This is a genomic window from Jeotgalibaca ciconiae, from assembly GCF_003955755.1.
GTDB classification, from domain to species: Bacteria; Bacillota; Bacilli; order Lactobacillales; family Aerococcaceae; genus Jeotgalibaca; species Jeotgalibaca ciconiae.
Genome location: NZ_CP034465.1, coordinates 2,577,272 through 2,599,289 on the forward strand (window position 1 = coordinate 2,577,272; position 22,018 = coordinate 2,599,289).

Annotated in this window: 19 protein-coding genes, 1 pseudogene and 1 riboswitch; of the genes and pseudogenes, 17 read left to right on the forward strand and 3 right to left on the reverse strand. The window is 34.4% G+C overall.

Annotated features, from left to right (window positions below):
• Positions 1 to 19 precede the first annotated feature (19 nt).
• The 6 genes and pseudogenes from EJN90_RS11965 (at position 20) to EJN90_RS11990 (ending at position 6,507) form a co-directional block, all read left to right on the forward strand.
• On the forward strand, positions 20 to 742 hold the full coding sequence (locus EJN90_RS11965) for a pseudouridine synthase (protein WP_126111554.1): 723 nt from the start codon (positions 20 to 22) through the stop codon (positions 740 to 742).
• Between the two features lie 55 nt (positions 743 to 797).
• Positions 798 to 1,529, forward strand: a complete 732-nt coding sequence (locus EJN90_RS11970) for a response regulator transcription factor (RefSeq protein WP_322348861.1) — start codon at positions 798 to 800, stop codon at positions 1,527 to 1,529.
• Positions 1,529 to 3,325: a sensor histidine kinase gene (locus EJN90_RS11975; protein ID WP_126111556.1), complete on the forward strand. Its 1,797-nt coding sequence runs from the start codon at positions 1,529 to 1,531 to the stop codon at positions 3,323 to 3,325. Before EJN90_RS11970 ends, EJN90_RS11975 begins: the two co-directional genes overlap by 1 nt.
• Positions 3,326 to 3,434: 109 nt before the next feature.
• Positions 3,435 to 3,561: riboswitch (FMN riboswitch) on the forward strand.
• Positions 3,562 to 3,684: 123 nt separating this feature from the next.
• On the forward strand, positions 3,685 to 4,260 hold the full coding sequence (locus EJN90_RS11980) for an ECF transporter S component (RefSeq protein WP_126111558.1): 576 nt from the start codon (positions 3,685 to 3,687) through the stop codon (positions 4,258 to 4,260).
• 339 nt (positions 4,261 to 4,599) lie between these two features.
• A pseudogene (locus tag EJN90_RS11985) lies at positions 4,600 to 5,357 on the forward strand (IS3 family transposase); the annotation flags it as partial.
• A 58-nt stretch (positions 5,358 to 5,415) separates the two neighbouring features.
• Positions 5,416 to 6,507, forward strand: a complete 1,092-nt coding sequence (locus EJN90_RS11990) for an ISL3 family transposase (protein WP_407657542.1) — start codon at positions 5,416 to 5,418, stop codon at positions 6,505 to 6,507.
• Positions 6,508 to 6,800: 293 nt separating this feature from the next.
• Here the strand turns inward: EJN90_RS11990 and EJN90_RS11995 are convergent, their stop codons facing one another.
• The 3 genes from EJN90_RS11995 to EJN90_RS12010 form a co-directional block, all read right to left on the reverse strand.
• Positions 6,801 to 7,802, reverse strand: a complete 1,002-nt coding sequence (locus tag EJN90_RS11995; RefSeq protein ID WP_126111562.1) for a hypothetical protein — start codon at positions 7,800 to 7,802, stop codon at positions 6,801 to 6,803.
• Positions 7,803 to 8,571: 769 nt separating this feature from the next.
• Positions 8,572 to 9,099: a hypothetical protein gene (locus EJN90_RS12000; RefSeq protein WP_126111564.1), complete on the reverse strand. Its 528-nt coding sequence runs from the start codon at positions 9,097 to 9,099 to the stop codon at positions 8,572 to 8,574.
• A gap of 872 nt (positions 9,100 to 9,971) precedes the next feature.
• Positions 9,972 to 10,214 carry a ferredoxin gene (locus EJN90_RS12010; protein WP_126111566.1) on the reverse strand — a complete coding sequence of 81 codons (243 nt, stop codon included), beginning with the start codon at positions 10,212 to 10,214 and terminating at the stop codon, positions 9,972 to 9,974.
• 39 nt (positions 10,215 to 10,253) lie between these two features.
• On the opposite strand from EJN90_RS12010, the gene EJN90_RS12015 reads away from it, so the two are divergent.
• From EJN90_RS12015 to EJN90_RS12065, 11 genes are all read left to right on the forward strand, one after another.
• The gene (locus tag EJN90_RS12015; protein ID WP_164544084.1) at positions 10,254 to 11,327 is read left to right on the forward strand and encodes a helix-turn-helix domain-containing protein; all 1,074 of its coding nucleotides are present in this window, start codon (positions 10,254 to 10,256) and stop codon (positions 11,325 to 11,327) included.
• On the forward strand, positions 11,309 to 12,757 hold the full coding sequence (locus EJN90_RS12020; protein WP_126111570.1) for a RecQ family ATP-dependent DNA helicase: 1,449 nt from the start codon (positions 11,309 to 11,311) through the stop codon (positions 12,755 to 12,757). Before EJN90_RS12015 ends, EJN90_RS12020 begins: the two co-directional genes overlap by 19 nt.
• A 66-nt stretch (positions 12,758 to 12,823) precedes the next feature.
• The gene (locus tag EJN90_RS12025; RefSeq protein ID WP_126111572.1) at positions 12,824 to 13,432 is read left to right on the forward strand and encodes a LysM peptidoglycan-binding domain-containing protein; all 609 of its coding nucleotides are present in this window, start codon (positions 12,824 to 12,826) and stop codon (positions 13,430 to 13,432) included.
• Positions 13,433 to 13,511: 79 nt separating this feature from the next.
• Positions 13,512 to 14,192, forward strand: coding sequence for a (d)CMP kinase (gene cmk / locus EJN90_RS12030; protein ID WP_126111574.1), 681 nt, complete (start codon positions 13,512 to 13,514; stop codon positions 14,190 to 14,192).
• A 406-nt stretch (positions 14,193 to 14,598) separates the two neighbouring features.
• Positions 14,599 to 15,771, forward strand: coding sequence for a 30S ribosomal protein S1 (gene rpsA, locus EJN90_RS12035; RefSeq protein WP_126112469.1), 1,173 nt, complete (start codon positions 14,599 to 14,601; stop codon positions 15,769 to 15,771).
• 82 nt (positions 15,772 to 15,853) lie between these two features.
• The gene (gene der / locus EJN90_RS12040) at positions 15,854 to 17,167 is read left to right on the forward strand and encodes a ribosome biogenesis GTPase Der (protein WP_126111576.1); all 1,314 of its coding nucleotides are present in this window, start codon (positions 15,854 to 15,856) and stop codon (positions 17,165 to 17,167) included.
• Positions 17,168 to 17,368: 201 nt separating this feature from the next.
• On the forward strand, positions 17,369 to 17,647 hold the full coding sequence (locus tag EJN90_RS12045; protein WP_126111578.1) for an HU family DNA-binding protein: 279 nt from the start codon (positions 17,369 to 17,371) through the stop codon (positions 17,645 to 17,647).
• A gap of 168 nt (positions 17,648 to 17,815) precedes the next feature.
• Positions 17,816 to 19,096, forward strand: coding sequence for a tetratricopeptide repeat protein (locus EJN90_RS12050; RefSeq protein ID WP_126111580.1), 1,281 nt, complete (start codon positions 17,816 to 17,818; stop codon positions 19,094 to 19,096).
• A 22-nt stretch (positions 19,097 to 19,118) separates the two neighbouring features.
• A complete protein-coding gene (locus tag EJN90_RS12055) occupies positions 19,119 to 19,670 on the forward strand; it encodes a ReoY family proteolytic degradation factor (RefSeq protein ID WP_126111582.1) in 552 nt (183 codons plus the stop codon).
• A 43-nt stretch (positions 19,671 to 19,713) separates the two neighbouring features.
• A complete protein-coding gene (locus EJN90_RS12060) occupies positions 19,714 to 21,291 on the forward strand; it encodes a CCA tRNA nucleotidyltransferase (RefSeq protein ID WP_126111584.1) in 1,578 nt (525 codons plus the stop codon).
• A gap of 125 nt (positions 21,292 to 21,416) precedes the next feature.
• The gene (locus tag EJN90_RS12065; RefSeq protein WP_126111586.1) at positions 21,417 to 21,887 is read left to right on the forward strand and encodes a hypothetical protein; all 471 of its coding nucleotides are present in this window, start codon (positions 21,417 to 21,419) and stop codon (positions 21,885 to 21,887) included.
• Positions 21,888 to 22,018 lie beyond the last annotated feature (131 nt).

Genomic DNA, 22,018 nt, shown 5'->3' on the forward strand with positions numbered 1-22,018 from the left:
TAACTAGGTGAAACAAAATATGGAACGTTTACAAAAAGTAATTGCACATGCGGGAATAGCTTCTCGAAGAAAATCAGAAGACTTGATTACGCAAGGAAAAGTGAAAGTGAATGGGGAAGTTGTAAAAACGTTAGGAGTAAAAGTCTCTTCCAAGGATTTAGTAGAAGTAAATGGCATACCAATTGATAAAGAACATCCGGTATATTTTCTATTCTACAAACCAAAGAACACACTGTCTGCGGTATCTGATGATCGTGGAAGACCAGTTATAACTGACTATTTTAAAGAAATACCTGAACGAATTTATCCAATTGGAAGATTAGATTTTGATACTACAGGTCTGATTCTGCTTACAAACGATGGAGAATTTGCTAATTTATTAATGCACCCGAAATATCAAGTTGAAAAGACGTATGTGGCAAAAGTTAGTGCAATCCCTACTAAACAACAGCTTTATAAGTTAGAAAAAGGTATTGTCATCGATGGCAAGAAAACATCAAAAGCCAAAGCGAGATTAATATCTCAAGACAATAAGAAAAATACAGCGATTGTGGAATTAACCATTCATGAAGGCTGGAATCATCAAGTAAAAAAAATGTTTGAAGCAATTAATTGTCCGGTAACTAAACTAAAAAGAGAAAAATTTTCTTTCTTGACTTTAGAGAAGCTTCAACCAGGTATGTATCGCGAATTAAAATCTTTTGAAATAGAAAAATTAAAGAAATTCGCTCAAGAAAATTAATCAAACTCTTACTAATCCTATAGATGGAATTAGCGAGAGGGAAAGGGTGAGGTTGTTGGCTAATTCAGACACTACGATATTGATTGTGGATGACGAAGAGCGCATCAGGCGTCTTTTGAAATTGTATTTAACAAAGGAAGGCTATGCTTCAGAAGAAGCGGCTGATGGTGTTTCTGCGATTAGAAAAATGGAAGAAAAAGATTACGATATGGTTTTACTTGATATTATGCTTCCTGAAATCGATGGTTTAGAAGTTATTAAAGAGATTCGTAAAATAAAAGATACTCCAATTATTATGATTACCGCTCGTGGAGATGAAGGCCAAAGGGTAGAAGGGTTTCAAGCTGGAGCGGATGATTATATTGTAAAACCTTTTAGTCCAAGAGAAGTTATGCTTCGAGTAGCAGCAATTTTAAAAAGAACGAAAATCGAAGAACCAGAAACCATCATCATTTCGTATCCAGAACTAGATATTTTTCCTGAATCAAGATTAGTACTTGCTGGAGGTGAGCCTCTGACCTTAACACCTAAAGAGTTTGATTTAATTTTGTATCTCGCTGAAAATCCAGAAAAGGTATTCACACGGGAAATGTTATTAAAAGAAGTTTGGAGATATGATTACTTTGGCGATTTGCGCACAGTAGATACCCACATAAAGCGATTGCGTGAAAAACTTCAAAAAAAATCGCTTTATGTTTCAAAAATGATTGTGACGGTATGGGGGACAGGATATAAGTTTTCTCCGCTAGAAACAGATTATCAAAAGAATAATGAGATTGAAAATTAATGAAAAGAAAAAACATTACGCTAACCAATACGTTTCTTTTTGTTGTTACGGGAGTTTTGTTATTATTAACACTAAATTTTCTTGAAGTAAATAACTTAAAAAATTCACTTGGAAGTGCTTTTTTTCAAACAGTTGAAGATTCTCTACGAGGGGTTCGGGAATACATTCTTACAGAAGAGCGGTTAACTTACTCTCTTGAAGACGAAGAATTAGATTTACCAAAGGATATTAGTGTTTTATATCTAGAAAACCAAAATATGCATGAATTAAATGATAATCAAGATGCACAAGTACAATCTCAAATTATTCAAGAAATTTTCTTGAATTCAAATCAAGCAGCTGAATTACTTGCTTCAAAGTCGGACCAAATTAAAATAGTTTCTTATAAAAATCAAACAAATAGAAAATACTCTTTCTATATCTCGATTACTTTCTTGGATGATGAGAGTATTCTTTTGTTATCTAAAAATATAGGTGCGTATCATACGTTTCTAAGGAATAATCGAATCATTTTTTCTATTATTCTTTTAATGTTTGTAGGAGTATTCATCTACATTTATTTTTTACAACATAAAAAAATACAAAAACCAATAAAAGAAATGACTGAGGTTGCTTACCAGTATTCCGAAAATAATTTTGATGCGAAAACTTCCACTAAAACAAATGATGAGATTGGAAATCTGGCAAGTGCTATCAGTAAATTAGGGAAAGCTATGGAAGCAAGCACCTTAATGAACACACAAGAAAAAGAATTGTTAGAGCATGTTTACGATTCGTTAAATGTCGGTGTTATTTATATTGACGACGAATTGATGGTAAAAAGCATGAATAGCACGGGACAACAATATTTTGCTTCTTTTATAAAATCCGATGATTTAGAAATGAGCGGTGGCATAAAAGAAAGTTATGCCCAAATATTAGCAGATTGTTTTAAAAATAAAACAGGACAGAGGATTGAAGTGCAGCAAAATCAAATGATTTTTGATATTCGCTTTTCAACTCTTTTATCCGAGGAAAACGATTCGGTAAGCGGGGTCTTATTATTAATTGAAGATGTTACTTACGCTAAAAGATTAGCCTCTATGCGGGAAGATCTTATCACGAACGTATCTCATGATTTTCGAACTCCTTTATCAACGATAAAAGGTTACAGCGAAGCAATTCTTGATGACATTGCTGAAACAACGGAAGAAAAAAATGAGATGGCCAAAATCATTTATGACGAAGCAACAGAACTGAATAAAACCATTAATAATTTGTTAGATCTTTCAAGGATTAAAGCTGGATACGTTTATCTGAATTATCAAATGGTTCATTTAGAAAGTTTTTTTATCAGATTAAAGAATCGTTTTAAAGAAACCTTAGAAAAAGAGAATATAGTTTTTTCAATCTCTATCGAGGACAATCTTGATTATTTATTGATGGATGAAGAGAAGATGCATCATGTTTTTTATAATTTAATCGATAATGCGATCCGTTATGCTGCTGATCCTGAAACAAGGAGCGAGCGCTTTATTAAGATAAATATTCAACTGGATAATGTTTTAGATCAAGCGTTGATTCAAATTTCTGATAACGGAATTGGTATAACGCAAGAGAGCATTCCTTTTATTTTTGAAAGATTTTACAAGGATGATAAATCGAGATCAAGACCAGTAAGTTCTGGATCAGGGATTGGTTTATCACTTGTTCATTCTATTATTAATGAACATAAAGGTGAAATTGAAGTGGAGAGTACACAAGACGTAGGAACTACTTTTATTATTACACTCCCTTATGCAGAAGAGCAGTACTGATTTTTCATGAACAAAAGCAGTTTTTTAATTCAAATTCGAAATAAGGTTTGACAATTCATTCACAATGAGCTATAGTTATAAATGTAAAATAAAACAAAATAAAATTATGAAACGTCTTCAGGGCAGGGTGAAATTCCCGACCGGTGGTATAGTCCACGACCCTATATCTTTATGATATAGGCTGAACTGGTGTAATTCCAGTACCGACAGTAAAGTCTGGATGGAAGAAGATAATGTTTCTTTGATATGCATATTTGTCAAGGATCCATTTCTACCTTTTTTTGAAGACAGGTGGGATGGGTTCTTTTTGTTTATCTAGAAATTGATTCTCTGAGATTGTTTCGCAAGGAGGAATTCATATGTTAAAAGGTAAGACACATCGGTTAGTAGGTATTTCATTGTTTGGTGCTTTAGGATTCATATTAATGTTTCTGGCATTTCCAGTAATTCCTGCGTTTTCATATTTAAAAGTGGACTTTAGCGATTTGCCAATATTAATATCATTTTTATTGTACGGTCCATTTGGCGGGATTATGTCAGCACTGGTGAGAACCATTTTGCATTATATCCAAACTGGAGGAGACATGGGATATCCAATCGGTGATTTTGCAAGTTTTATTGCGACCTTATCTTATTGTTGGCCTGCATATGCTTTATTAAAAAAATCGAAAACACAAAAAGGGGCAGCAGCTGCCTTTGTATTTGGAACAATTTCACTAACAATTATTTTATCAATTGCTAATTTATATGTTATTACACCTTTATATTTAAGAATATTGAATTTCAGCGTAGGGAATTTAAGCGAGTATATCTTAGCGGGTGTCGTCCCTTTCAATATTATTAAAGGAACTATTATCAGTATTGTGTTTCTAATGGTACTTCCTAAATTAAAACCATGGCTAGTAAAACAAAATAGAATGTTAATTAACGATTAATCAAACGCCAAAAAAGTTGCAGAAATAATTTGAAAATTAACCTCATAAAATTTTAGAAAGCTACAAGTCATTTTGGCAAGAGTGGAACGTTCCCTACAAAGAAGACACTAAAAAACTACTTTGGGCTTTTTGACAAGAAGTGTTGACAGTAAAATTTTCTGATTAAACGAAAAGTAAGCTTTAAAATGAAGTGCACACACTTAGTGTGTACTTTTTTTCGGTGATAACTATTCTGATGTTGAATAAAAAGAGGGAGACCCTTAAACTAATATAGATTCATGGCCTAAAAATAGTGTAGAGAAAGACTCCCGTAGAAAATAGTGTAGCAGAAATCATCAAAAAACTGACAGAAAAACTTTAGCTGAAGCTGAAAGCATCAGTAGAGTTGCTCTATACCAATGGAAAGATACGTATCTTGGAAAGGATTTTCTACTACGCATGACTTCAAAAAATCAAGGAAACCAAAAAGAATTACTTTTAAAGGAAGTCGAAGAATACAAAAACAAGTACACCAATTACAGCTCGAGAAAGCGTTACTCGAAAGAGCTACTGAATTATTAAAAAAAGAAGAAGGCCTCAATCTTCTTCATCTAACAAATCAAGAAAAGACGATATTAATTGATGCCTTACGAAACCAATTCAAATTGAAAGAATTTCTTCAACAGCTCCAGTTATCTAAAAGCAGCTATTTTTATCAGAAATAGGTAATTAGGAATTCGGATAAGTATTTCGAAGAACGACAATTAATTTTCTCAATTTTTAACAGTAACTTCTGCGCATATGGTTATCGAAGAATTCACCAAGTTCTTAAAAATATGGGTAAAACACTTTCTGAAAAAACCGTAAGAATGTTAATGTTCGAGGAAAATCTATTTGTTAGATTTTCTAAACGGAAAAAAATATTTTCCGTATGGCGGGGAGATTACTCCTGCACAGCCAAATTTATTGAATCGCAATTTTAAAGCGGGGCATCCCAACGAAAAATGGTTAACGGATATTACTGAATTTCGTATTCCAACAGGAAAAGTCTACCCTCTCTCATTATCGATTGTTATGATGGCGCGATTATTAGTTGGACAATTGGAACGAAGCCAGATACAAACTAGGTAAATAAATGGATCAATCGTAAAGAACGGAACGAAACTGACCCGTCCTCTGCTTTTAGATATGGCGGGATGTCCAGCCTACCTGGAGTTGAAGAAACAACGATTCTTATGCAGAGAATGCGGACAAACTTTTATTGCAGAAATTTCGGTCATTGAGAAACGTTGTCACATCTCGAATGATGTCAAACGTTCCATAGCCGTACAAGGTACGAGAAACATCTCTGAAAAGGACATTGCCTTGGAACACCGCGTTTCCAATAACACGGTTAAACGGGTTTTCAAAACTTTTTATGATACATTCCGTCAAACCTATCAACACGTTCCCGAGAACTTAGCCATTGATGAGTTTAAAAGCGTGAAAAGTGCCGATGGTGCGATGAGCTTGATTATTTGTGATTCTGATAACCGAAAAATATTCGATATCCTTGAAGACCGTCGAAACAAGTCCATCACGGATTACTTTAAGCGTTTTCCAAAAGAACAACGTGCGAAAGTGAAAACCGTAGTCGTGGACCTCTACGGTCCGTACCAAAAACTCTTTCGGTCTCTTTTTCCCAAAGCAGATTTGATCATTGATCGTTTTCACATTGTTACACAGGTGAATCGAGCCCTCAATATAGCACGGGTAGCCTTCATGAAAACCGTACAGAAATCGAGCGATTCGAAATCGAAGAAGGATTACAGAAAGTTAAAAAAATATTGGAAATTAATCCTAAAAAAGGAAGAAGAGTTAAAAGCCACAGAATACCATTATCATCGTCTTTTCAAAGGCATGGTGACGGAAAGGGGAATCGTTAATTATCTCCTTTCCCTGGACGAAGGTTTACGCCACCAATATAACATCTACCAAACAATCGTCTTTACCGTTAACTATCGGAAACCAAAATTGTTTCAGTCCTTCATCCACGAAAAGCAACGGGGGCTTTCAGCCAAGATGGACCAAGCCTTAAAGACTTTCCGACAATCAGAGGAAGCCATTGTAAACGCACTAAAGTATTCCTACTCAAACGGACTAGTAGAAGGAATCAACAATAAAATCAAGGCCATTAAGCGAACAGCCTACGGCTATCGTAATTTTTCTAACTTCCGTAATCGGATCTTTATTGAATATAAATTATTAGAAATAAAAACAGTAGCTTAGGAACCATTTGGTTCCCAGCTACTGCTTGAAAAGATTGTGAAATTTAGATTTCATTTAATCAGGAAAATTTACTATCAACACTTCTTGACAAGGAGCTTGATTTTCTAGGACAGAAGTGTTTTCCCAGTCCCTTGATCTTCAGTTTATAACGAACTTTTTTGACAGCTTATTTTTAGTCGTAACTGAATAATTAGGAATAAATATTCCAATGTAAGTATAAATGATTGATTAATATTGGCTAAAAATAGTAATGCTTCTTTTTATATTGTCTAAATGGTTTACTCTCTTATTTCTTAATATCCAATATATAAATCAATTCCTTTAGTTAGCAAAGTAGTGTTATTGTCGTAATCACTACTCTTATATGAACTATTGACACCACTTAGAGCTGCAGTTCCTTGGGAGCCAGTTACAGCAGTAAGATATCTTTCATAAAATGCTCTGTATGGATATGAATTCGATACTTTAACTTCTTTCTGAAGGTAAACTGTTGCATTCCACTGTGAAAATGAAGTAAGCCTTACCAACTGATAGCCCGCTGCACCTGCTGATACCCACGCTGCAATTCCGAGTAAACTACTAATAGGCGTACCAAAAGCAGTCGCTACTATTCCAATACCAGTCAATACATCGAAGAGCACAGATGTTTTTATGCTTGAGCCAAATGTCATATGTTGATACAAATATCCAGTATAGCCTCTCCGAGTTAGACTCGTTAAGTATTTATTTAGATAAGGTGATCCGTAGATAGCAGATAAGGCCTGAGTAACTTTACTAGCACTAGCAGGCTGAATTGAAGATAAAGAATCGGTTTCTCCTTCTTCTTCAAAATAAGTTACTTCGGCGATATTTTGAAGAGCTTGTTTTTCAAAAGTTATTTCATTATTTAAAACTGCATCTCTAATACTTTTTAATTTTTCTATATCAGAAGAATCTAATGGAATTGTCTGAACTTCTTCTTCAGGAATTGTTTCATATACATAATGTGATATCTCTGAATTCCTTTTTTCAAAATGATAAAAAATTTCATCACTTCCATTATTTAACGTATCCTTGTATACTATTGTCTGCTCTCCATTTAATGCTCGTGTTATCGTTATTGTATATTCTGCAGTCTGCTCATAAAAGTATTGAACGCCATTCGATTCAAAAACTTCACTAAAATAATTTTCACTTTCGATTGAAGGAGAAGTAGCATTTGAAGTAGAGGCAGCATTCACACTTAAAACATTCATTAAACCAGAAGTTGAGATAAATAAAGTTACTATTAAAACAATATTAATAAATCTTTTCATTATTGAATGCCCTTTCATTTAAGCGGCAAACAAAGGAACTTGGTTTCAAAAACAATGAAATTTTCAGAGCAAAATATATTCTTAGGCCAAAGAATATATTTATTATATTACACTTAATATTGGATATCAACTTTATTATATATTTTATTCACATAGAATGCTACATTATTTTATGTATTAATTTGATGCTACTAAAACCTATAGAATATAAAAAAAGCCAATATTAGATGCGCTTTCTTACTAAATTACGCACTTAAAACAAGCTTAGCCGAAAGAGTTTATTTTTAAAGTGAAGATATAGAAGAGAGTACCTGACTCAGAACAATTCTCCCAGTAATATGAAAGAAAATCAGCGGAAGAAAAAGATGATGAAATTCAAGTAACATTCTCAAACATTGCATAAATAAGTTTGTTTTGAAAGCAAGAGAGTGTAAAATATTACGTGTAAATAGAAAAAGGAAATCCTTTCTTTAGAATAGAGTTTACGACAACCAATTAACAGAAAAGAGGACTTTCCTACGTCGGAAGGAACAATTCCAGAATGAAGAGTCGATGGATCGTTTTCTGGTTTCTGCCTTTAAAACCTACAACCAGAAATTCTTGTCTCGCAGACATTGAGGATTCCATTTTGCCGAATGAAAGCTGGAAGAAATGCTGATATCGCCACGGAGAATGTGCTTAAGAAATATTCTGCAATCTGGAAAGCCATTTACACAAAATTATTATCTATACCTAAGATTAGTTAAATTAACTTTCATATCTATCAAGTTTATCTATTGCCCATTATGTCTTCCAAATCATTTATTAGCTTTTTAGTTCCTTCAGAGAAGCTTATTATCTGATTTAGTTTCTCAATCACAAGTATATAAGGTCTGGTATTGTCTGAGTTAAGGTAGTTGTATGTAATTGTTCTTGTACCTGTCCATTGGTCTTCTGGTATTAAGGAAATTTGCTCATTATCTATCTGGTATATACTAACAGTATGTCTCTTCTCATCTTCCACTAAATATTCAACATAAAAAAGCGGCTCTCCATTTAATAATTTTCTTTGCGACCAATCTAAGTCATAATAGGTCTGATAAATATTTTTTAATTCATCAAAAATTGGATCTTCCTGTGTAAGGTTTAAAATTTTTTCCTCATTTTTAGCATCTTTTACTAAAATAGAATCAACAAATGGAATACTACTTAAGCTCTTAGCCATTTCCTCATACCTAATGTTTCTTTGCCAACCATATAATATTATCCCAATTAAAATAATAATTATAATAGGTAACAACCAATTTTTCTCTATCATTATTATACTTCACTCCTTTCGCTTCACTCAAGGCTCCACATAAGATGAAAATAGCGTTACGCCTTTTGCGTTTAATGTATTATTTATTTAGAGGAAAAATCTGCTCAGACTACAAATCACGAGGAAGGGAGTGACTGCCTCCAAGAAGCACGATCTTGTATTATTATATGTGTAGTTTCCCTCTTCAAGCACAACTAAGTAGGACATGGAGCCTGAAAAATTATTTTTGATCAAATAACTCGTTTGTAGAGAGCTGGACAGTCTCTGGGTGGTTTGTTTCCTATTTTCCTTCAAGGATGTAATAACCATGTTAGCCATTGCCTATATAAATCATTGTGGAATGGATATTCCCGAGACCTTTTTCAAAAGCGGGACAATACTTAAAGTCCCTCTTTGTCTAAATCGCTAAGACCATCATACGGGGTGAGAAATATCAAGGAAACTAAACAAGTATCTACAATTGGAGAAACGACGAGGCCACAAAAAAGCAATCATTACCATAGCACGAAGGTTGCTTACAGCTGTTTACTACATGCTTCTTCTGTAGGAAGCCTATGCCCCTTTGCTTTTCCTTAAGGAGAATGTGCATCTCGGCCAAAAAAATGACGGTCCACGAAGCTGTTGCATTTGAGAAAAACACGACTTTGCCATCACGGGTACTTGGGATTTTTTTGAAAAATCCATGAAAAAAGACCTTTATTTCATTATATCTTCACTCCCTACATCTTCTCGTAATTTTCTCTATTTATTTTCAAATTTAAAAATCTTTCTAATTTTGTCCTTTATAGAAACAAATATTACTAATTTTGTATTTGTCTTAGTTTAAAGAAAGGTTTTTTCAGTAATCTCGACTGTTTCTAGTTTCTTTTTCTTTAAGATTGAGTATCCAAATCTTCGAATGGTGCAGTAGAACGAAGAATTGCGCCAGTTGGACAGCTTGTATAGGCTTTTTTGAAGCTTTCAAATTCTTGTTCTTGTATAGGCATTGTTCCTTTATTTTGATCTTTTACTGTATAGGCGATCCCATCTTTATCATATTCATATAAAGAAGGAGCAATTAATTGACATAAGCCACAAGCAATACATATTTCTCTGTTAACTTTGGTATAATGCATAAGAACACAACTTTCTATCAAAATAAGTGGGGTGTAATAGTGAAGCTTACATACTTAGAGTATCTTTTTTTAGATATTTTTTCAACGATTGAACCTAGAAAAATAAATTCGTTATATCATATACTTACAGGAAAGCGAACGATATCAGTGATGCTTCAAACATTACGCTATCGCTTAACAGCTTATTTTGCTGTTTTTCCCAAATTAAATTTGACTAACTTTCAAGAGAGAATTTTCTATTTTTTAAAACTTGGTTTGTTATTGGAAGTGGAAGACAACTATTTGTTAACAGAAAAAGGTAAAAAGACACTGGAAGATTTCTTCCTTACACACATAAGAAATGAAAATATTTATCAAATGAATTATTGTGCAGTTTTACCTATTTTTAAAAGAAGATTACTTTTTTTAATTCAAGTATTATCAGAAAGTGCACATGAAAACAATCAATATTTTCCAATTCAATCTCGAGTCTCTGAACAAGTTTGGTTGAAACAATTTATTCGAACAACTGGAATAGAAAAAAAGGTACTATCACAACAATTTGGGAAAGAGTTATTTTTATTGCTAGAAAAAACTCCTGCTATCAATCAAGAGTTGTTTGTCCATCAACTGGAAGGAAATAATAAAATCCGTCAGACATCTGGTCAAGTGGCTCTTGAAGTTGGATGGGAAGAAACAGAAGTCATTATTAAATGGCAACAAGATTGGCTTCAAATCATTACTTATCTTGTAAAAAACAACACTGATTTGCCAATTATAGCTAAGATATTTCAAGAAATAGTAGAGAATGGCGGTCTTTGTTCAAAAAGTACTGAAGAAAGCTATTTTTTATGGTCTTCTGGTAAAAGTTTGGCTGAAATCGCTACTATCAGACGGTTAAAAATTAGTACGATAAATGATCATATTTCTGAAATGGCTATTATGTATCCGTCTTTTCCATTTGAAAAGATTTTGAGTCCCGAACAGGTTCAATATGTAGAGCAAAGAACCAAAAGTAACAAACCAATTCATTACGAAGAGATTCAGGAAAAATTTCCGGAGTTGGCTTTTTTTGAAAATCGATTAATGCAGATTATGGGTGAGGTTGATAATTTATGGTCGAACAAAAATTAGAAGAGCGATTGAAAGAATGGTTTGGTTTTGATTCTTTTAGATCTGGACAAAAAGAACCGATTCAATCTATTTTAGATAAAAAAGATACAATCGCTATTTTACCTACAGGTAGTGGAAAATCATTGATTTACCAGTATGCAGGGTATTCGATTCCAGGAACCATTTTGATTATCTCGCCATTGCTGTCCTTGATGGATAATCAGGTCATGCAATTAAAGAAAACAGGGGAGAAAAGGACTGCGGCGTTGAATAGTATGCTCTCTCTTGAAGAAAGAAGATTAATTGAAAATAATATAGAGAAGTACAAATTTTTATTTGTTTCTCCTGAAATGTTACAGTCAAATCATTTCCTGAATTTGCTTCGTACGATTAAAATTGGTCTATTTGTGATTGACGAAGCTCATTGTATTTCTCAATGGGGACAAGATTTTAGACCTGACTATCTTTTTCTGGGAGAAGTACGAAGACGTTTTAATAACCCTTTGACATTAGCTTTAACAGCTACTGCGCCAGAAAAAGTTGTAAATGATATTATAGCAGTTTTACATCTATCCAAGGAACAAACAGAGATTCATCGAAATAATCCCAATCGTTCTAATATCTTTTATAAAATAGTGGACACAACTGCAAGAGATAAAGACGAGATATTGTTAGAATTATTAACTGAATATCCCATGCCAGGAATTATTTATTTTACAAGTAAACTGCAAGCAGAAAAAATCAATCAATTCATCCGACTTCACACCTCCCTTAGAGTTGCTACATACCATGCCGATCGTACGAATGAGGACAGGATGACGATACAAAAACAATTTTTAGAAAATAAACTAGATGTTATTTGTGCAACAGCGGCGTTTGGAATGGGGATTAATAAGAAAAATATTCGTTCCGTTATCCATTATCATTTACCAGGATCTTTAGAAGAGTATTTACAAGAAACAGGAAGAGCTGGGAGAGATGGAAAACAGAGCATAGCAACACTACTTTATTCCTATTCTGATTTTTCATTTAAGAATCGTAAAAATCATGAAACAGCACTTGATGAACAAATGATGAAGAATATTTATGAAAATAAGAATAGCAGTTTAGATGATCTATCTGATTCTGATAGAGCTATGCTGCAAATCGTTCAATATAAAAAAATGAACAAGCAAGAAGCAGTTCTGTTTGTAAATAATCGCATTGAAGAAAAAACACGACAACTATTTGCCATGAATGACTTTGCGAAAACACAAGAATGTAAGAGGAAAATAATTTCTAATTACTTTGAACATGAAAGTCAAGAAAAACCATTTTGGTGTTGTTCTATATGCAATCCAAACCAAGCAGAGCTATTAAAAGAGATGCCAGTGACAGAGCCAATGATAGAGAAAAAAGATGCTTCCTTAAAAAATTGGAAAGAAATAATTAAAGTTCTTTTTCTTTTATAAAAATTTATTTTTTCAATGAAGAAATGTGCTACAATAAGTTCGAAGAATCTTTAGGAGGAACAATGGATGAGTAAGAAAAATAAAAAACAAGAAGAACCATGGTCTAGACGTTTTGGCGAGGATGAGAACTTCAATAATCGTCAGTATTCCCGGTCAGCCAGGAATTCTAAGAAAAAGGAAGTAGCGCCTCTGTATAAAGTAATATTATTTGTGTTCCTTGCTTTGCTCGTGATTCCATTCGCTACTTACTACTGGAGTGAGCAGTCAAAGAAAAATCCAGAGCCGCAAACTGCTCAACAAGTGATAGAAAGAAAACAAGCCGCAAGTTCTGTTTCAGAAAGCGAAGTTTCTTCTGAAGAAGAGTCAAGCGAAGCAGAATCAAGCGTTTCTTCAGAATCAAAGGCGGATAGCTCGTCTGAATCTAGTTCAGATCCAACTTCTGAAGAATCAGAAAGTACTGCCCCAGAGGTTCCACCTGTTGTAGAGGAGCCGGAATCGATTGAGGAAGAATCAGATGATGACGATAAGGTTTATGCGAATATATATACCATTAAAGCTGGAGATAATTTATACCGCATTGCCGTGAATCATGGCATGACTTTAGATGAATTAAAGGAAGTAAATGGATTGTCTAGCGACGTAGCTGAAATTGGTGTTGTTTTAAAAGTAAAATAAAAGAAAGACAATAGGTCTGCGTGCTACGCGGACCTTGGTCTTTTTAATAATTTAAATTCAAAGTAACTGGAGGAAAACGTTGGATAATTTTAGTATTGCAATCGATGGACCTGCTTCTGCAGGGAAGAGTACCATCGCTAAGAAAGTAGCTGGAAATTTAGGGTTTATATACCTCGACACTGGCGCAATGTATCGCTCTTTAACTTATATAGCAATAAAAGAGTCTCTTTCGCTAGATAACGAAGATGAATTAGTAGAGTTGCTGGATTCAATTGAAATTACTTTCTCATATGAAGGTGACCGACAAAAAGTTTTTGTGAATGGTGAAGACGTAACTGAGTTAATAAGAGAGAAAGATGTTACGCAACATGTGAGTTTGGTTTCTGCTCACACTAAGGTAAGAGAAGAAATGGTTGCGCGTCAGCAAAAGATTGCAGCTACCGGAGAAATTGTAATGGATGGTCGCGATATTGGAACGGTAGTCTTGCCGAAAGCAGATTTAAAAATATTTTTAGTTGCCTCAGCGGAAGAAAGAGCACTGAGAAGATACAAAGAATCGGTTGCTAAAGGAATGGATGTTTCCTTAGAGCAGCTGACAAAAGAGCTGAAAGAACGAGATTATTATGATTCGAATCGCATTGCTTCTCCACTAAAGAAGGCAGACGATGCCATCGAGCTGGATTCTACTCATTTGAGCATTGATGAAGTGGTAGAGATAGTCTTGAAACTTGCTGTAGAACGAAAAAAGAAAGAATTATGAATGTAAATACGGTCTAAATCCTACATTACTGGACGATGTTTAAAGAAAATGTTAAAATGATTCTATATGGTTATACGTTTTCAATCGTTTGTATGAAATAGAAGTTGATTAACAAAAAAATACAAACATGCGTAAGAATGATACTAGGAGGAAAAGGCATATGGCAGATTTTAAAGAGCATTCACAAGCAAATGAAGAGGAATTAAATGTAACACCCGAAGAAATTACTTCTGAAACTGCAGGAGAGAATGAAGAAGTTGAACCAACACCTGTATCCCCGATTACAGTTAATACGGATGAGGAAGTAGATTCTGCTCTTCAAGAAGTAGAAGATTTTGCTCCAGAAGATATTGAAAATAATTTAGTTCCAAAGCGCGAACCAGATTCAGAAAACAGCGAATTGACAATGGATGAAATGTTGGACGCATACCCACCATTAGAAGTTGGCGATACCGTTCAAGGTGAAGTTTTAACGATTGAAGACAATCAAGCAATCGTGGGAATAAGCGGACGTGGTGTAGAAGGAGTCATTCCTTATAAAGAATTGTCTGCAAAACCATTTGATGACATTAAAGAAGTTCTTAATGTAGGCGATGTGGTTGATTTAGTGGTTATTAAACAAATCAAAGATAAAGAGAACGGAAGTTTCTTGCTCTCCAAACGCCGTCTAGATGCTAAAAAAGTATGGAAAGATATCCAAGAGAAACACGACAACAACGAATACATCGAAGCACCTGTCAAAGAAGTGGTTAAAGGCGGACTTGTTGTAGATGTTGGGGTACGAGGATTTGTTCCTGCATCTATGGTTGAAGAGTACTTTGTAGAAGATTTTTCAGAGTATAAAGGGAAAACAATGACCTTCAAAATTGTTGAACTTGAACCAAGTGAAAATCGTCTAATTCTTTCTCACAAAGCTGTTGTAGAAGAAGAAAAAGCAACGCTAAGCGAAGAAAGAATGAATACCCTCACTGAAGGAGATACGGTAGAAGGAACAGTTGCACGTCTTACAAACTTTGGTGCATTTATTGATCTAGGCGGAGTGGATGGACTTGTTCATATCTCTCAAATTGCTCATGAACACGTGAATAGCCCAGGAGACGTATTGACAATTGGTGAAAAAGTAAATGTCAGAGTATTATCAGTAGATAAAGATCGTGGTCGTGTATCATTAAGTATTAAAGATACTCTACCAGGACCTTGGGAAACAGTTGAAGAAAAAGCGCCAGTTGATTCTGTTTTAACTGGAACAGTCAAAAGATTGACAAGCTTTGGAGCATTTGTTGAGGTATTCCCTGGAGTAGAAGGATTGGTACATATTTCTCAAATATCTCACCAACATATCGCAACTCCACACGAAGTACTTCAAGAAGGTCAAGAGATTGAAGTGAAAGTACTGGATGTGAAGCCAGAGGAGCACCGTTTATCATTGAGCATCAAAGCATTGCAAGATCAAAAAGAAGGAGCATCAGGTGCAGTTGAACCAGAATCAGCAGGTACTTACGAAGATGACTCTGATTCAGCATTCACACTAGGTGATGTATTGGGTGATCAATTGAAAGACTTGCAAGATAACGAATAAACAAAATGCTGATAGGACATGGATGTCTATCCATGTCCTTTTCTATGGAAAAAATAAGAAAATGAAATAGGGAGTGATGTAAATGCCGAATCCTGTTATTGCAATTGTAGGAAGACCAAATGTTGGTAAATCGACTATTTTTAATCGTCTAGCGGGAGAAAGGATTTCCATCGTCGAGGATATTCCCGGTGTAACAAGAGATCGAATCTATGCAGAAGGTGAATGGTTAGGTAGAACATTCGATATTATCGATACAGGTGGAATTGATCTCAAGGACGAACCATTTATGAGTCAAATTAAGCTACAAGCTCAAGTTGCGATGGAAGAAGCAGATATTATTATCTTTATTACAAGTGTGCGAGAAGGCGTGACAGAGGGCGACGAAAACGTAGCTCGCTTATTGTATCAATCTGGCAAGCCTGTAATTCTTGCAGTAAATAAAGCTGATAATCCTGAAATGCGCGCAGATATTTTTGAGTTTTACAGTTTGGGTCTTGGAGATCCCTATCCAATCTCTGGGAGCCATGGTTTAGGTTTAGGAGATTTATTGGATGCTGTGGTAGCAGAACTGCCTCCAGAAGAACACTTTACTGATGACGAGGATGTTATTAACTTCTGTTTAATTGGCCGTCCAAATGTTGGGAAGTCTTCCCTTGTAAATGCAATTCTTGGCGAAGAAAGAGTAATTGTATCAGATATTGCTGGAACCACACGTGATGCAATTGATACAACGTTTACTGATTCTGAAGGTGTTAAATTCAGGATGATTGATACCGCCGGAATCCGTAAAAAAGGAAAAGTAACAGAATCAACCGAAAAATTCAGTGTCATGCGTGCTATTCGTGCAATTGACCGCTCAGATGTTGTTCTCATGATTTTGAATGCAGAAGAAGGCATTCGTGAGCAGGATAAACGAGTTGCTGGTTATGCACATGAAGCTGGAAAAGGCATTGTAATTATTGTTAATAAATGGGATAAACTTGAAAAAGATAATCATACAATGAATAAATTCGAAACAGATATTCGCGATGAGTTCCAATATCTTTCCTATGCTCCTATCCTATATGTTTCAGCCTTGACAAAACAACGGTTGGTACAAATTCCTGATAAGATTAAAGAAGTGAGTAAGTCTCAAAATCAACGTATCTCTTCTTCTTTACTGAATGACGTCTTGATGGATGCCATAGCTAGAAATCCGACGCCAACGGATAAAGGCAGGAGATTGAAGATTTATTATATTACTCAGGTGGGTGTAAAACCTCCTACATTCGTTCTTTTTGTGAATGATCCAGAATTACTGCATTTTTCATATGAGCGGTTTATTGAAAATCAAATTCGAAATACTTTTAATTTTGAAGGTACACCTTTTAAAGTTATTGCAAGACAGAAGAAATAAACCATAAGAATCAATCAAAAATACTTTATAATCATTGCAGTACCAACTTTTCTATGATATTCTGTATTAGGAATTACCAATAAAATAGTTGGAATTTCCTTCACTATTTTTGGACCACTCAAAAGTAGTTCATCATGTTTTTTAATAGAAAGTCTATAAAAGCATGGATCTTCTTTTTTTGGCAGGAGGTGAAAAGACAATATGACGAACAAAGCTGAATTAGTAGAAAGAGTTGCTGATAAAACAAACCTTACCAAAAAGGAAGTTACAGCTACAGTAGATGCATTATTTGAAGTAATTCAAGAAGCTTTACAAAGCGGTGAAAAAGTTCAAGTTATCGGATTTGGTAACTTTGAAGTTCGTGACCGTGCGGCTCGTAAAGGACGTAACCCTCAAACAGGGGAAGAAATCCAAATCGAAGCAACTAAAGTTCCTGCTTTCAAACCAGGTAAAGCATTGAAAGATGCAGTAAAACAATAAGCTAGATCGACCGAAGACGAAACGTCTTCGGTTTTTTCTTTTTATTTGACCTTTTCTTATAAAACGTATTATGCTAGAGAAAAGTTCTGTATTATCAAAGTTGACTTACATACATAAAATTTAGAATATGGTAAAATAAAGGTAGAAGGTTAGGGTAGGTGGATACTATTGAATAATGATGCAGAAAAAATGTTTGACGCAATTCGAGAGAATGAGCAGGAAAAGGCTCTTGTTTATTTTAATGAATCTCTAAAAAAAGCGAAAATAGAAAAAGATATTGAAGGGTTAGCTGAATTTGCACGTTCCTTGCACATGGCTGGTTTTTTGGAACAATCTAAAGAGTCCTATTTATTATTACAAGAACTAGCTCCAGAAATAGAAGAATGGAACCTCTTTCTAGCAGAAATCGCCATTGATCAAAATCAAACCGATTCTGGTTTAGATTTGTTGCTCCAGTTTGATGAAGAGAGTGAATTATATCCAAACGCACTATTGATGCTTGCTGATGCTTATCAAACAATGGGCTTATACGAAGTGAGTGAGCATAAAATAAAAGAAGCGATGAGGATTCTTCCTGACGAGCCTGTTTTAGTTTATGCACTTGCTCAACTGTATCATACAAGCGGCAAATATAAAGAAGCAATTATTTTATACGAACAATTAGTGGAGGAAGAAACACAAGATTTATGGCAAGAGAACCTGTTTATACTTCTTGCGGATTGTCACAATGCTATTGGGAATTTTGAAGAAGGAATTGATTACTTAGAACAAATTTATCAAGAAGATCATACTTCCGACAGTCTATTTCAATTAGGTTTTGCCTATTTACAATTAAAACAATTTCCAAGAGCTGTCCAAATTTTTGAACAGTTATTGGAAATGGATCCCGATTACAATAGTGCTTATTTCTACTTAGCTGAGTCACTTGATGAAGAACATAGGCATGAAGAAGCTTTAGATGCTATTCAAAAAGGAATTGATATAGATCCTTATCAACCAGAATTCTTTTTATTTCAGGCAAAACTTTATCTTAAATTATCTGAAGAAAATGAAGCTGAAAAAAGTTTGGATCAAGTCTTACATTTAGATCCTGATTTGATGGAAGCAAAATTACTGAAAATAGATTTATTAATCGGTCAAGAATCGTACGATGAAGTGATTCAAATGATTGAGACAGAAGATAACGAAGGAATCTATCATCCAAACTATGAATGGAGATTAGCAAAAGTCTATAATGAAATAGAAGAATTTGTGAAGGCAGCTGCTCATTTTGATAAAGCTTATCTTACACTAGCAGACAATCTTTCTTTCTTAGAAGATTACAGTGAGTTTCTTCGAGAGGAAGCAAATGATACTAAATTAGCAGAGTTAGTCGCAAAAGCACTGATGCTAGATCCGAACCATACTTACTTTAATGAATTGCGAGAGAATCTGTTAACGAGTGAGTAACCACTGAAAGGGGGAGGAGAACATGAGACGGCCAACATTAGAAGAAAAGAAGACGTTCATCACATGGTTTATACAGAATCATCAATTAAAAAGAAGAGAATCGCTTTGGATTTTGAATTACTTACTAAACCATGAATTATTATTAAAGAACATCCATTTTGTTGAAAATATCGCTCTTACAAACCGCGGTATGGGATTAGCGACCGTTACGAGTTCAAATGAACCGTTTGTTTACTACAAAGAAGGGAAAAGGTACGATGACCCTGAACAAGCATTTCATGACCTGCGTTTAAATTGGAAAGAAGATTTTTACTTGGAACTTTATTTTGAACAATCTTATCAAGTTCTTTCGTTTTATAGTGTATTAGAAGCCAATCCATTTGAAGATGGAGATAAATTATTTTCTCCAGAAGTTGTGAGTATTGTTGATCAATCACTTAAAAAACTTGCGTGGCAAGAACGAAAAAATCATCTTATGCAATTAATAGACACAGCCCTTATCGAAAAAGACGAAGAAAAATTTAAGAAGTACACAGAAGAGTTAAAAGAAATTGATGAAAAAAATATGATATAAATTGCTTTCTAGATGTGATGAAAAGCAATAGATTGGATTTAACATGATTAATATAAAGCAAATACCTGAATTTAATAAGGCGGCCTCTCTCATAGAAAAAATTGAAAAAGAAGGATATGAGGCTTATTTTGTGGGTGGTGGAGTACGTGACACGTTACTTCACCTACCTATTTCAGATGTGGATATTGCTAGCAGTGCAACCCCAGAAGAAATAAAGCGTTTTTTTCCAGTGACCTTTGATGTTGGAATCCAACATGGAACCGTTATGGTGTTACATGAGAAAGAAACTTATGAGATTACTACTTTTCGAACGGAATCAAAATATGAAAAATTTCGGCGACCGGAGAAAGTAGATTATGTCAGAAGTTTAGAAGAAGACCTAAAGCGTCGAGACTTTACTATTAATGCAATTGCCCTGAATAGAAATGGGCAGCTGGTTGATCCCTTTGATGGACAAATTGATATAAAAAATAAATTAATAAGAGCGGTAGGGAATCCCTCTGAACGATTTCGTGAAGATGCCTTGAGAATGATGAGAGCAGCTCGTTTTATGAGCCAATTAGGTTTTGATATTGAAGAGAAAACGAAAGAAGCGGTTGAGTATTATCATCCATTACTTTCAAAAATTGCAGTTGAAAGAATTCGCGAAGAATGGACAAAATTATTAATTGGGAGAAACAGAAAAGGAGGAGTAAAATTTTTTATAGAAACGCGATTGTTTCAGATGTGTCCTGGTTTTCAAAATCGTTCAGAAGATTTGGTTGACCTAGCGTTATTTCCCCATCAATTTCAGACGCCATTAATCGCTTGGACGGTTTTATTGTATTTTTTAAAAATTGATGAGGAAGAAGTAAGTTCTTTTCTAAGAGCGTGGAAACTTTCTAATAAAGAGATTTCAAATGTACGAACTGCATTATACGCTTTAAGAGTACGGATGGAACGTTTTTGGGATAACCATCTCCTGTTTGCAACTGGAATAAAAATTGCGTTAGAAATAGAAGACATTATGGCAGGATTTGGTGTGGTAAATGATATAAATCGACTGCTGGCTCTTGATAAAACTCTGCCCATACATTCAACACACGATATCCAAATTAATGGAAATGAAGTAATTCATTTGTTAGGATTTAATCGTGGTGGTCCTTATCTGGGCACCATCTTGGAAGATGTAAAAGATCGAATTCTGAGTGGCAGCTTACCAAACAACAAAAAACAAATTGAAACATTTATTTTAAAAAGAAGATTCATTTATCTGGATGAAGTGAAAAAAAAAGAGTATATTGTGGAAGAAGGGAATAGCGCCAGATCTATAGAATTAGGAGATACAGGAGTGCTGTCTTCGCCTAGCTTGCTTTCTTTTATGGAGGAGAGCTGCAAAGAAATGATTGAAGGTCTTGTTGAAGAAGATGAAACGTCCGTAGGTACTTTTGTCAGCATGAATCATCACTATCTTACAGAAATCGGCTCAAAAATCATCATTGAAACACGGATTAAAGAATTATCTGGAAAAAAATATTCATTTTCCATTGTTGCGAGAAATGGCGATGATATCGTTGCTATTGGAGAACATACCAGAAAAATCATTAACAAAAACGAATTTAGGAATAAATTAACAAAATGAAAACCGTTCGAAAAACCCTTGAAATACTAGTGCAATGTTGATTTTGAAATATATAACAGTTGTCGCTTTTCATTTTATCAAATATATGATAAAATGTTCACAAGATATAAGTCAGGAGTGAGAAAATGAAAAAAGTAATGTCGAGCTTAAAATTTATTTTCCGTAATGGTGAGACTTGGACAATTAGTCGTGAAAATATAGGTGATTTATGGATCAAACAAGTAACAACTAGTTATGGTAGAATTGGTAATAGTGAATTTCAAGAAATTCATCCTTGCGAATCATTGCGTATTGAGATTTTCCAAGAAGCAGACCATGTTAAATCTGATGATATTAATTTAGGCGGTATTGAAGCAGGAATGTTTGATCGCGTTAAAAAATATCAAGATATTGAAATGATGGATATTATGTACCAAGATGAGGACCATCCGAAATCAGATGTGATTGTCCAAAGCGATCGTATTTATTTCCCATATAAAGCACTGGACACTGATGGAAACGACAATGAATATCAATCATCTAAAACAGTTGCTGAAAAATTATACATTGTTATTGATCCAACTAAAGACGTAGAAGAAATTTACCCTAACAAATAAATTACAAAAGAAACAAGGAGATTGAGACTCAGTTCTCGACCTCCTTGTTTTTCGTTTCGCTTTTGTAAATAGATCTTATTCTGTTGTTTTTTCTAATCTTTACTAGGAAAGGCTACAATTATTTGTTTTTT

Bases quoted from the DNA above. Each gene is read 5' to 3' on its own strand.
- EJN90_RS11965 (WP_126111554.1), top strand. From the start codon at position 20: ATGGAACGTTTACAAAAAGTAATTGCACATGCGGGAATAGCTTCTCGA.
- EJN90_RS11975 (WP_126111556.1), top strand. From the start codon at position 1,529: ATGAAAAGAAAAAACATTACGCTAACCAATACGTTTCTTTTTGTTGTT.
- EJN90_RS11980 (WP_126111558.1), top strand. From the start codon at position 3,685: ATGTTAAAAGGTAAGACACATCGGTTAGTAGGTATTTCATTGTTTGGT.
- EJN90_RS11995 (WP_126111562.1), bottom strand. From the start codon at position 7,802: ATGAAAAGATTTATTAATATTGTTTTAATAGTAACTTTATTTATCTCA.
- EJN90_RS12000 (WP_126111564.1), bottom strand. From the start codon at position 9,099: ATGATAGAGAAAAATTGGTTGTTACCTATTATAATTATTATTTTAATT.
- EJN90_RS12010 (WP_126111566.1), bottom strand. From the start codon at position 10,214: ATGCATTATACCAAAGTTAACAGAGAAATATGTATTGCTTGTGGCTTA.
- EJN90_RS12020 (WP_126111570.1), top strand. From the start codon at position 11,309: ATGGTCGAACAAAAATTAGAAGAGCGATTGAAAGAATGGTTTGGTTTT.
- EJN90_RS12025 (WP_126111572.1), top strand. From the start codon at position 12,824: ATGAGTAAGAAAAATAAAAAACAAGAAGAACCATGGTCTAGACGTTTT.
- rpsA (WP_126112469.1), top strand. From the start codon at position 14,599: ATGGATGAAATGTTGGACGCATACCCACCATTAGAAGTTGGCGATACC.
- der (WP_126111576.1), top strand. From the start codon at position 15,854: ATGCCGAATCCTGTTATTGCAATTGTAGGAAGACCAAATGTTGGTAAA.
- EJN90_RS12045 (WP_126111578.1), top strand. From the start codon at position 17,369: ATGACGAACAAAGCTGAATTAGTAGAAAGAGTTGCTGATAAAACAAAC.
- EJN90_RS12055 (WP_126111582.1), top strand. From the start codon at position 19,119: ATGAGACGGCCAACATTAGAAGAAAAGAAGACGTTCATCACATGGTTT.
- EJN90_RS12060 (WP_126111584.1), top strand. From the start codon at position 19,714: ATGATTAATATAAAGCAAATACCTGAATTTAATAAGGCGGCCTCTCTC.
- EJN90_RS12065 (WP_126111586.1), top strand. From the start codon at position 21,417: ATGAAAAAAGTAATGTCGAGCTTAAAATTTATTTTCCGTAATGGTGAG.